The sequence below is a fragment of the Nonomuraea coxensis DSM 45129 genome (assembly GCF_019397265.1).
In the GTDB taxonomy this organism is placed as follows: Bacteria; Actinomycetota; Actinomycetes; order Streptosporangiales; family Streptosporangiaceae; genus Nonomuraea; species Nonomuraea coxensis.
Map to the genome: position 1 here is coordinate 1633878 of NZ_CP068985.1, position 11448 is coordinate 1645325.

Here is an 11448-nt window from a genome sequence, read left to right on the forward strand (position 1 = left end):
GAATCGGTTGCGGTCGCCCGCACCCCGTACACTCTGTGACCAACAGCGCAGGTAGGGAGTCATCATGAGCAGGTCGTGGCGTGGCCTCATCGAGGAATACCGCGAGCGTCTTCCCGTGACGACGAAGACGCCGGTCATCACGCTGCTCGAAGGCGGCACGCCGCTGGTGCCCGCGCACCGCGTCTCCGCCCTCACCGGGTGCGATGTCTACCTGAAGGTCGAGGGCGCCAACCCGACCGGCAGCTTCAAGGACCGCGGCATGACGATGGCCATCAGCAAGGCGGTCGAGGAGGGGGCCAAGGCGGTCATCTGCGCCTCCACCGGCAACACCTCGGCCTCCGCCGCGGCCTACGCCGTGCGCGCCGGGCTGACCTGTGCCGTCCTGGTGCCGCGCGGCAAGATCGCCATGGGCAAGCTCGCCCAGGCGCTCGTGCACGGGGCCACGCTGCTGCAGGTCGAGGGGTCGTTCGACGACTGCCTGGAGATGACCCGCAAGCTGTCGTCCAGCTACCCGATCGCGCTGGTCAACTCGGTCAACCCCTACCGGCTGCAGGGGCAGAAGACGGCCGCGTTCGAGATCGTCGACACGCTCGGCGACGCGCCCGACATCCACTGCATCCCGGTGGGCAACGCGGGCAACATCTCGGCCTACTGGATGGGCTACCAGGAATACTTCGACGACGGCCTGGCCACGCGGAAGCCGCGCATGTTCGGCTTCCAGGCGAGCGGCGCCGCCCCGATCGTCCAGGGCGCGCCGGTGACCCGCCCGCACACCATCGCCACCGCCATCCGCATCGGCAACCCGGCCTCCTGGTCGCTCGCCACGGCGGCGCGCGACGAGTCCGGCGGCGTCATCCAGGCGGTGACCGACCGGCAGATCGCGGCGGCGTACAAACTGCTGGCCCAGGAAGAAGGCGTGTTCGTGGAGCTGGCCTCGGCGGCGAGCGTCGCCGGTCTGCTCCAGGCGCACGAGCAGGGCCTGGTCGAGCCGGGGCGGCGCATCGTCTGCACCGTCACCGGCAACGGGCTGAAGGACCCTGACTGGGCCATCTCGGGGGCGCCGGCGCCGACGGTGATCCCCATCGACGTCCACGCCGCCGCGGCGGCGCTCAACCTCGCCTGACGGGGGCCACGGGGAGTGAGGATCTGATGCGTGAATGAGGACCGTTGACATCCGCGTGCCCGCCACCTCGGCGAACCTCGGCCCGGGTTTCGACGCGCTCGGCCTCGCGCTGAGCCTGTACGACGAGGTCGAGGCCACCCTCACCGGTGAGCGCGGCGTCGAGGTCAGCGTGAGCGGCGAGGGCGCGGGCGAGGTCGACCTCGGCGAGCGCCACCTGGTCGTCCGCGCCATGCGCGAGGCGTTCGCCCGCATGGGGGTCGCCCAGCCCGAAGGCATCCGCCTGCGCTGCCGCAACCGCATCCCGCACGCCCGCGGCCTCGGCTCGTCGTCGGCCGCCGTGTGCGCGGGCCTGCTCGCCGCCCGCGCGCTCGCGGGCGCGGAGTGGCCGGACGACGAGGTGTTCGCGCTGGCGACCGAGATGGAGGGCCATCCCGACAACGTGGCGCCCTGCCTGGCCGGCGGTCTCACCATCGCCTGGTCGGACCACGCCCGGGCGCCGCATATGGTGAAACTGGCTCCCGACCAGCGGGTCCGTCCTGTCGTCCTGGTTCCGTCCGCGCGGCTGGCGACGGAGACCGCCCGGGGGCTGCTGCCGAAGGACGTGCCCCACAAGGACGCCTCCTTCAACGCCGGCCGGGCCGCGTTGCTGATAGCCGCGCTGACCCAGCGGCCCGAGACGGGGCTTCTGCTCGCCGCCACGGAAGATCGGCTCCATCAGCATTACCGCGCGCCTGCGATGCCGCAGAGCGCGGCTCTGGTAGAACGTCTGCGTGCAGTGGGCGTGCCCGCGGTCGTTTCGGGAGCGGGTCCCACGGTTCTTGCGTTTTCGACCTCGGATACGCAGGATTTGATCGCGCCAGAAGTGGGTAATGACTGGCACATCCAGCTAATGGACGTCGACCCGGTTGGTGCGAACGTTCAGTTCCCCGAGACACGCTGATGCCTCTTTAGACCTTCAGGGAATAGCCGTGTGCGCTGGTGATGTTAGGCTGATAGCCGCACCAGATGCCCCCTTGGTGGGTGCGTGCTTGTCAGCCACACATCGCTGCATCATGCTTCACGTCGCGAGGCGTGGGCAGCGCGGCTGTCTCCCCGGAATTGATCGCCTCCGGTTGGCCCACACCCGGTTGGCCCGAAACGAGGCGGCGACGACGGGGATCTGCGCGTTCGAATCCAATCGACATCTGGTTGGCGACAGCAATCTGGGGGGTGTCAGGCACGCGCCACGGCCCAGCGGCGGCGTGACGAGCCCCTCCCCAAGAGTGGCGGCCGTCTCCAGCGACAGCCGAAGATCGCAAAGTGCACCCCGACCCGGTCTGTCCCGCCGGATCGCAAGCACCTCCGGGACGCCCGGCAGAACAAAACCGGCGCCCGACCCCTGGGAAGGACCTTTTAGTTGAGCGACACCACCGAACTCCTCTCCGACGCACCAGGCGCTGAGCCCGCGTCCGGCGACACCCCCACTCGCGCCGCGGCCAAGCCCCGTGCGCGTCGCTCCGGCACCGGCCTGTCCGCCAAGGTGCTGCCCGAGCTGCAGAAGATCGCAGCTGAGCTGGGCATCAGCGGGACGGGGCGCATGCGGAAGAGCCAGCTGATCGCGGCCATCCAGGAGAAGCAGGGTGGCGGCACGGGCGACGCCGCGCCGGCCCCCGCGGCCGCCGCCGAGGCGCCCGCGCCCGCGGCCGAGACGGCCCCCGCGGCCGAGCGGCCCACCCGGGCACGTAGGGAACGTTCCCGCGCCAAGACCGTGGCCGAGGAGCCCGCGCCGCAGCCCGTGGCCGCCGCGCCCGAGCCCGTGGCCCAGGCGCCGGAGCCCGTGGCCGCGACCGTCGCGCCCGCCGAGCCCGTCGTCGAGCAGGCGCCCGCCGCCGACGCCGGCCAGGGCGAGCAGCGCGCCGAGCGCGGCGAGAGCCGCAGGGAGCGCCGCAGCCGCGGCGAGCGCCGTGAGCGCGGCGAGCGTTCCTCCGACCGTTCCGCAGACCGTTCCTCCGACCGTGGCGACCGTGGCGACCGTGGCGAGGGTGGCCGTGCCGACGGCCGCACCGACGGGCGGGCCGACGGCCGCGCCGCCGACGCGGGCAGCCGCGGCGACCAGCGCGACCAGCGCGGTGACCGCGACCAGCGCGGCGACCAGCGGGGTGGCGGCGTCGACGACGACGAGCGCGGTGGCCGTGGCCGCCGTGGCCGCTTCAGGGAGCGCAACCGCGGCCGTGGCCGCGAGCGCTTCGAGAGCGGCGAGCCCGTCGTCGGCGATGACGACGTGCTCATCCCGATCGCCGGCATCCTCGACATCCTCGACAACTACGCCTTCGTCAGGACCAGCGGCTACCTGCCGGGCAGCAACGACGTCTACGTCTCGCTCGCCCAGATCCGCCGCAACGGCCTGCGCAAGGGCGACGTCGTCACCGGCGCGGTCCGCCAGCCCCGCGAGGGCGAGCGGCGCGAGAAGTTCAACGCCCTGGTCCGCCTCGACACCGTCAACGGCATGGACCCGGACCAGGCCCGCAACCGGCCCGACTTCAACAAGCTGACGCCGCTCTACCCGCAGGAGCGCCTGCGCCTGGAGACCGAGCCCAACATCCTCACCACGAGGATCATCGACCTCGTCTCCCCGATCGGCAAGGGCCAGCGCGGCCTCATCGTCTCGCCGCCCAAGGCCGGCAAGACGATGGTGCTGCAGGCCATCGCCAACGCGATCACCCGCAACAACCCCGAGTGCCACCTGATGGTCGTGCTCGTGGACGAGCGGCCGGAAGAGGTCACCGACATGCAGCGGTCGGTGAAGGGCGAGGTCATCCACTCGACCTTCGACCGTCCCGCCGAGGACCACACCACGGTCGCCGAGCTCGCCATCGAGCGCGCCAAGCGCCTGGTGGAGCTGGGCCACGACGTGGTCGTCCTGCTCGACTCGATCACCCGCCTCGGCCGCGCCTACAACCTGGCGGCCCCGGCGTCCGGGCGCATCCTGTCGGGCGGTGTCGACTCCACGGCCCTCTACCCGCCCAAGCGCTTCTTCGGCGCCGCCCGCAACATCGAGAACGGCGGCTCGCTGACGATCCTCGCCACGGCCCTGGTCGAGACCGGGTCCAAGATGGACGAGGTCATCTTCGAGGAGTTCAAGGGCACCGGCAACATGGAGCTCAAGCTCAACCGCTCCCTGGCCGACAAGCGCATCTTCCCCGCGGTGGACGTCGACGCGTCCGGCACCCGTAAGGAAGAGATCCTCATGGGCAGGGAAGAGCTCCAGATCGTCTGGAAGCTGCGCCGGGTGCTGCACGCGCTCGACATGCAGCAGGCGCTGGAGCTGCTCCTGGAGAAGATGAAGGAGACCAAGTCCAACGCGGAGTTCCTCCTGCAGGTCCAGAAGACCACGGTGAGCAACGACCGCGACTAGCGGGCTGACGGCGAAGGGCGGCAGGTGACTCACCTGCCGCCCTTTTCCGTGTCATGCCGTCGGGCGGGTCACCGGACGTCCACGAACTCCTGGGGCGACAGCGAGGCGCTGGTCGTCTTCGTGCCGGGCACCCTGACCCGGTAGTAGCCGTCCTTGCGGGCCTTGTACGTCTTGGCGTACCTGCCGGTCGAGGTGGTCTTCGCGAAGCCGAGCAGCTTGTACGTCCTGGTGCCCTTGACCTTGAAGTACACCTCGACGGTCTTGCGCGGGTACGCCTTCGCGCCGCGGTAGACCTTCCCCGACACCTTGACCTTCTTGCCCGCCGCGACCTTGGCCGGGGCCGAGATCGTGACCCTCGACCGCGCCTTCCTGGAGGCGCCGTGCGCCGGTTCGGCGACGGTGAAGCCGGCCACGCCCTTGAGCGTCTGGCCGTCCTTGTGGGCGTAGACCTCCAGCGTCCAGTCGCCCGGCGCCGTGTCGTCGGCGAAGTACGTCGTGCCGCGGTACTTGCCGTCCGACTCCCTGGCGAGGTCGCCCAGGTCGTAGAACTCGCCCCCGCCGGCGCTGACGAGCCTGGCCGACACCTTCGAGGCGTCCTTCACGCTCGCCTCGACCGCCACCTTCACGTCCTTGCCGGTGACCAGCTTCACCGGGTTCGGGGTCACCTTGGCGGCGGTGATGCCCTGCTTGCCGGCCACCCGTACGACGAACGGCGTGGTGCTCGTGCCGCTCTCGCGGGCGACGGCGACGCTGAGCTTCCACTCGCCGGCCGGGTCGTCCGCGGCGATCCGCCACCTGCCGATGATCCGCTGCGTGGCCGCGCTGTCGCCGGCCCGGAAGTCGAACGTCACCGTACGCACGGCCCTGCCGGGCGCCTCGATGCCGCCCGTCACGCCCGTGACCTGGGCCGGGTCCTTGAGGGTGAGCGTCACCGTGCCCTCGACCTCGTTCTGCAGCGGGACGGAGGCGCTGGCGGACGCCTCGCCCGTGAAGTCGCCGGCGAGCGCGCGGCTGCCCGCGTCGGCCACGCTCGTGCCGGTGCCTCCCAGGAGAACGGCGGCCCCCATGGCGGCCGCGAGCAGCGACCACAGCCTTCTTCTCATGCGGAGATCCTTACCAGAGTGAGGAATGGTGCAAAGGAGCCTATTGCGGCGACGGTCGGCGTGCGGGGCTGTGCGCGGGAATGCGCGATGGCCTGGGATGGTTACACGATCTGGCACACTGGTAGCTGACCATTTTGCGGTTCCGGTTCACGCCATGCTCAGCGGCGACCCGGCGGCCGCAGCCCGAAAGGACAGCGATGAAGCGCGACATCCACCCCGAATACCACGTGACGCAGGTCTCCTGCTCCTGCGGTAACACCTTCACCACCCGCAGCACCGCCAAGAACGGCGTGATCCACGCCGACGTGTGCTCCGCCTGCCACCCGTTCTACACGGGCAAGCAGAAGATCCTGGACACCGGCGGCCGGGTGGCGCGCTTCGAGAAGCGCTTCGGCAAGAAGGCCGCGGGCAAGTAGCTCACCAGACGCCGGCCCGGCCGCACATCCGCGTGCGCCGGGTCGGCGTCGTCGGTACGAGACACGACGCCCCCGGCCGCACCCACACCTCAAGGACCCACGGTGAACCTCGACGAGTTGCTCAAGGAGTATTCCGAGCTGGAGCTGCAGCTCGCCGACCCCGCCGTGCACGCCGACCAGTCCAGGGCCCGCACCCTGGGCCGCCGCTACTCCCAGCTCACCCCGATCGTGACCACCTACCGCGAGCTGACCTCGGTCCGCGAGGACCTGAGCGCGGCCAAGGAGCTCGCCGGCGAGGACGAGTCGTTCGCGGCCGAGGCCGCCGAGCTCGAAGCGCGCATCCCGCAGCTGGAGGAGCGGCTCAAGCACCTGCTCATCCCGCGCGATCCCAATGATGACAAGGACATCATCATGGAGATCAAGGCGGGCGAGGGCGGCGAGGAGTCGGCGCTGTTCGCCGGCGACCTGCTGCGCATGTACCTCCGCTACGCCGAGCGGCTGGGCTGGAAGACCGAGGTCATCGACTCCCAGCCGTCCGATCTCGGCGGCTACAAGGACGTCACGGTCGCCATCAAGGCCAAGGGCGACGAGGGCGTGTGGTCCAGGCTCAAGTTCGAGGGCGGCGTCCACCGCGTGCAGCGGGTGCCGGTCACCGAGTCGCAGGGCCGCATCCACACCAGCGCCGCCGGCGTGCTCGTCTACCCGGAGGCCGAGGAGGTCGACGTCCAGGTCGACCCCAACGACCTGCGCATCGACGTCTACCGCTCCAGCGGCCCCGGCGGCCAGAGCGTCAACACCACCGACTCCGCGGTCCGCATCACCCACCTGCCGACCGGCGTGGTCGTCTCCTGCCAGAACGAGAAGAGCCAGCTCCAGAACAAGGAGTCGGCGATGCGCATCCTGCGCGCCCGGCTGCTGGCCATCGCCCAGGAGGAGGCCGAGGCCGCGGCCCAGGCCGAACGCAAGTCGCAGGTCCGCACGGTCGACCGCTCGGAGCGCGTCCGCACCTACAACTTCCCGGAAAACCGCATCTCCGACCACCGCGTCGGCTTCAAGGCGTATAACCTCGACCAGGTGCTCGACGGCGAGCTCAACGCCGTCACCCAGTCCCTCATCGACGCCGAGATGGCGGAGAAGCTCGCACAACACTCATGAGTCTGCTGCTGGACGAGATCGCCCTCGCCACCGCCCGGTTGGCTGAGGCAGGCGTGCCCTCACCGCGTACGGACGCGGAGGAGATCGCGGCGTTCGTCCACGGCGTGCGCAGAAGCGAGCTCCACACGGTCAAGGACGCCGACTTCGACGCGCTGTTCTGGGAGGGCGTCGCGCGGCGCGAGGCCCGCGAGCCGCTGCAGCACATCACCGGCCACGCCTACTTCCGCTACCTGGAGCTCGCGGTCGGGCCCGGCGTGTTCGTGCCGCGCCCCGAGACCGAGGTCATGACCGGCTGGGCCATCGAACGGCTGCGCGAGATGGACGTCAACGCGCCGCTCGTCGTCGACCTCGGCACCGGCTCGGGGGCCATCGCGCTGTCGATCGCCCAGGAGGTGGCGCTGGCCGAGGTGCACGCCGTGGAGGTCGACCCGGCGGCGTACACGTGGGCCAAGCGCAACATCACCGAGCTCGGCCAGGGGCGCACCCACCTGCACCCGGAAGACCTCGCCGAGGCGCTGCCCGAGCTCGACGGCAAGGTCGACCTGGTCATCTCCAACCCGCCCTACATCCCGCCCGGCGCGATCCCGCGCGACCCCGAGGTCCGCGACTACGATCCCGCCCGCGCGCTCTACGGCTCCAGCGACGACGGCCTCGCCGAGGTCCGCGCGGTCGAGCGCACCGCCCGCCGGCTGCTGCGGCCGGGCGGCTGGGTCGCCGTCGAGCACGCCGACCAGCAGGGCCGGGCCGTCTACCTGACCTTCCCCGAGGACAACGGCTGGCGCGACGTGCGCCTGCGCCAGGACCTCACGAGAAGGGACCGCTTCGTCACGGCCCGGCTGGGCCAGGACTGAGTCACCGAGGAGTACGCCGTGGGACGACGCTTCGACTGCTCGAACCCCGAGCAGAAGGCCGAAGGGCTGAAGGAGGCCACCGAGGCCGTACGCAGGGGTGAGCTGGTGGTGCTGCCCACCGACACGGTCTACGGCATCGGCGCCGACGCCTTCACCCCGGCCGCGGTCGCCGCCCTGCTCGACGCCAAGGGGCGCGGGCGCGACATGCCGCCGCCGGTGCTCGTGGGCACCGTACGAGCCGCCACAGCGCTCGTGGACGACCTGGGGCCGTACGGGCAGGATCTCATCGACGCCTTCTGGCCGGGGGCGCTCACGCTCGTCTGCAAGGCCAACAGGGCTCTTTCCTGGGACCTGGGCGACACCAAGGGGACCGTGGCCGTGCGCATGCCGCTCCATCCCGTGACGCTCGACCTGCTCAAGGAGACCGGCCCCATGGCCGTCTCCAGCGCCAACCGCTCCGGCGCCCCCGCCGCCACCACGGCCGAGGACGCCGAGGCGCAGCTCGGCGAGTCGGTCGCCGTCTACCTCGACGGCGGCAGGACCACCGACAACACGCCCTCCACCATCCTCGACCTCACCACCGCCGTGCCGCGACTGCTGCGGCGCGGGGCCATCCCCGTCGAGAAGCTGCGCGGCATCATCGGGTACGTCGCCACCGACGACTGACCCGCCGGGCGGGATGACCTGGCGCCCGACGTATACCGTCTGCTTATCCCGGCTGCGGTGGCGCTCCGGCCGTGATTACGGTGAGGCCCGGAGCGGCGACACGTCGGGGAGTGGCCCATGGGCAAGTACGACGGCATGGATCCCAAGCTCGTGCGCGAGCTGCTGACCGAGGCGAAGCACGCGGCCACGGAGATGCGGGCGATCGAGGACCGCGTCCGGTCCGCGCTGAGCCGTGCCGGGGTGCCGGCGCAGGCCACGCACCGCCCCGCCCAGGTCGCCGAGGCCGTCGACGCCATGGTCAAGGACGTGAACGGGCGGCTCGCGGTGCTGGAGAAGCGGGTCGAGCAGCGGGACAAGTCCGACACCACCCGCCCCGGCGACCCGCCGTCCCCCGGCAACCGTCCGGGGAACGACGAGGCGGAGAAGGACGTACGCGGAGGCGACAAACCCACCCAGGAAACCCCGAAGACGGGCTCGGACGGGAAGACGGGCTCCGACGGGAAGACGGGCTCCGACGGCAAGACCGACGCTGACGGGAAGACTGGTTCGGACGGGAAGACCGACGCTGACAGCAAGAAGGGCTCGGACGGCAAGACCGGTTCGGACGGGAAGACCGACGCTGACAGCAAGAAGGGCTCCGACGGGAAGACAGGCGCGGACGGGAAGCCTGATACGGACGGGAAGACCTGCGACGGAACCGGGGACAAGAACACCGGCACCGGGGACAAGAACACCGGCGCCGGCAAGGACACGGGGACGAGAACGGGCGACAACGGCGTCACAGACACTCCCGCCAAGAACCACCCCGACGACACGGCAGCCACCAAACCCCATGTCGTAGAAGTGGACGGAGTCAAAGTCCTCCAGATCCCCCTGGACCCGCCCACAGCCGAGCAAGTCGAGAACATGCTCAGGAACGCCGACAAGATCCAGCCCGCCGACATGCCCAACCCCCCCACGACCGACACCGGCGCAGCGGCCCCCGGCACGGGCGCGGACGCGAACACCTGGCCCAGCGACGGCAACAACGCAGCCTCCGCCAACACCACCACCCCGCCCAGCACGGACGCCCCGGCCACGGCGGACGGCGGCCACCGCGACATCCCGCCCCAGGGCATGCCGAGTGTCGAGGCGCCGGCAGGCGAGTACGGCAAGGGCGAATGGGCCGCACGGGACATCCGCCCCGACGGCAACCCCGGCTCCATCAACCCAAATGACCCCACCAGCGGAGCCCCCCACACCACCCTCCCGCCCTCATCCTCCGCCCCACCGGACAGCGGCGCCACCGGCGCGGCGACAACCCCCGGCACCGTCGAAGCCGCGTACCCGCGGGACGACAGCAGCGCGACGGCGATCACGCCCATCGACGACAAGCCCTCGAACCCGGACGCGAACGCGAACCCCCGCCCCGACACAGGCTGCGACTCCGCCACCACCGACCGCACCCCAGGTGGCAACGGCACAGCGCCCGGCGATGCCGCCAGGCCCCCCGGAGGCACGGGTACGGGTGACGCCGGCGCTCCCTCCGGCGGTACGGGTGCGACCTCTGGCGGCATCGGCTCGGCGTCCGGCGGCGCGGACCCCACACCTCCCGGCGGCGGCTCCAGCCCGGACAGCGCGGGTTCCGCCCGCGGTGACACGGGCACCACGACGCCGAGTGGCGACCGTACGGCCCCCGGCGGGACGGCCCCGGCGCCGGGCGACACCGGGACGGCGCCGAACGGGAACCAGGGAGTGGTGATCCCGCCGACGCCGCCCGCGGCCGACGGCGGCGGCGCGGGGGCGGCACCGGGCGGAGGCGGCGAGGGCGCGACAGGGGGCAACGGCGGCACCCCCGGTCCGGGGACCGGAGGGGACGGCACGCCGGGGTCCGGCCAGGGCACGGCCCCGGGTTCCGGGTACGGGGCCAGTGCTGGTCAAGGGGTGGGTAATGAGGCGGCTCCGGGGGGTTCGGGGATCAGGTTGATGGACGATCCCGGCGTATCGGCGGTCGCTCACGGGGACGGGCCGGTCAGTGGTGCTGGGGCGGGTGGGGGCGGGACGTCCGATGGCGTGGCGGTGCGGGTGACGGCTGGGGGAGAGATCACCGGGTGGGCCGGGAACGGCGGTGACGCGGTGTCCGTCGAGGTGATCCCGCCCGATCCGGGCGACGTGCGCGCCGTCGCCGACCATGACCGTGACGTCCGGCCCCAGGACACCCCGTCCGTACGGATGACGCCCGGCGAGTACGGCAAGGGCGAATGGGCCGCACAGGACATCCGCCCCGACGGCCCCCCAGGCGTCATCGAGGACGAAGGCCGCGCAGGCCACCCCGACCCCCGCCCCGCCCAGAAGCCGGAAAGGACCGCGTGATGTACGTCGACCCGCCGGCCCCCCGCCCCAAGGCCGTGGACGAGCGCCCTCCGGCCACCTCCTCCGGCCCTCTGGACAACCAGCCCACCGCGTGGGAGTTCAACCCGGAGTACCAGCGCCTGGTCATCGCCTGGCAGAGCGTCCTGCCCCAGCTGGAGACGCTCAGGACCACCCTGGACAAGGCGTTCAACCTGGCGAGGAGCCCTCAGACGTGGGATGCCCCGGTCGGCGAGCGGTACGTCCAGGACATCCGCGAGTGGCGCGCCAGGCTGGCCGTCTACCGGCACGCGGTGCTGACGGCGATCAGTGACGAAGCTCACGACACGCCCCGCTGGATCCCGGCCAAGACGAACGCCCCCCACGCCTTCCCCTGACGACCCGGTGCCGG

Annotated in this window: 10 protein-coding genes; 9 read left to right on the forward strand and 1 reads right to left on the reverse strand. The window is 71.5% G+C overall.

Annotated features, from left to right (window positions below):
• Positions 1-64: 64 nt before the first annotated feature.
• From thrC to rho, 3 genes are all read left to right on the forward strand, one after another.
• On the forward strand, positions 65-1123 hold the full coding sequence (gene thrC / locus Nocox_RS07965) for a threonine synthase (RefSeq protein WP_020546702.1): 1059 nt from the start codon (positions 65-67) through the stop codon (positions 1121-1123).
• A gap of 34 nt (positions 1124-1157) precedes the next feature.
• On the forward strand, positions 1158-2063 hold the full coding sequence (gene thrB / locus Nocox_RS07970) for a homoserine kinase (RefSeq protein WP_020546701.1): 906 nt from the start codon (positions 1158-1160) through the stop codon (positions 2061-2063).
• Between the two features lie 456 nt (positions 2064-2519).
• Complete coding sequence (gene rho / locus Nocox_RS07975; protein ID WP_020546700.1) at positions 2520-4517, forward strand: transcription termination factor Rho; 1998 nt, start codon at positions 2520-2522, stop codon at positions 4515-4517.
• Positions 4518-4585: 68 nt separating this feature from the next.
• On the opposite strand, the gene Nocox_RS07980 is transcribed toward rho, so the two are convergent.
• The gene (locus Nocox_RS07980) at positions 4586-5620 is read right to left on the reverse strand and encodes a hypothetical protein (RefSeq protein ID WP_020546699.1); all 1035 of its coding nucleotides are present in this window, start codon (positions 5618-5620) and stop codon (positions 4586-4588) included.
• A gap of 197 nt (positions 5621-5817) precedes the next feature.
• Between Nocox_RS07980 and rpmE the strand changes: the two genes are divergently transcribed.
• The 6 genes from rpmE (at position 5818) to Nocox_RS08010 (ending at position 11434) form a co-directional block, all read left to right on the forward strand.
• Positions 5818-6036 (forward strand): 50S ribosomal protein L31, encoded by a 219-nt coding sequence (gene rpmE, locus Nocox_RS07985; protein ID WP_020546698.1) that lies wholly within the window; start codon positions 5818-5820, stop codon positions 6034-6036.
• 102 nt (positions 6037-6138) lie between these two features.
• Positions 6139-7191 carry a peptide chain release factor 1 gene (gene prfA / locus Nocox_RS07990; RefSeq protein ID WP_020546697.1) on the forward strand — a complete coding sequence of 351 codons (1053 nt, stop codon included), beginning with the start codon at positions 6139-6141 and terminating at the stop codon, positions 7189-7191.
• The gene (prmC, locus tag Nocox_RS07995) at positions 7188-8042 is read left to right on the forward strand and encodes a peptide chain release factor N(5)-glutamine methyltransferase (protein ID WP_020546696.1); all 855 of its coding nucleotides are present in this window, start codon (positions 7188-7190) and stop codon (positions 8040-8042) included. Before prfA ends, prmC begins: the two co-directional genes overlap by 4 nt.
• 18 nt (positions 8043-8060) lie before the next feature.
• Positions 8061-8708: an L-threonylcarbamoyladenylate synthase gene (locus Nocox_RS08000; RefSeq protein ID WP_020546695.1), complete on the forward strand. Its 648-nt coding sequence runs from the start codon at positions 8061-8063 to the stop codon at positions 8706-8708.
• 117 nt (positions 8709-8825) lie between these two features.
• Positions 8826-11060: a hypothetical protein gene (locus Nocox_RS08005; RefSeq protein ID WP_026215069.1), complete on the forward strand. Its 2235-nt coding sequence runs from the start codon at positions 8826-8828 to the stop codon at positions 11058-11060.
• Positions 11060-11434, forward strand: a complete 375-nt coding sequence (locus Nocox_RS08010) for a hypothetical protein (RefSeq protein WP_020546694.1) — start codon at positions 11060-11062, stop codon at positions 11432-11434. The genes Nocox_RS08005 and Nocox_RS08010 overlap by 1 nt, the downstream gene beginning before the upstream one ends.
• Positions 11435-11448: the final 14 nt, after the last annotated feature.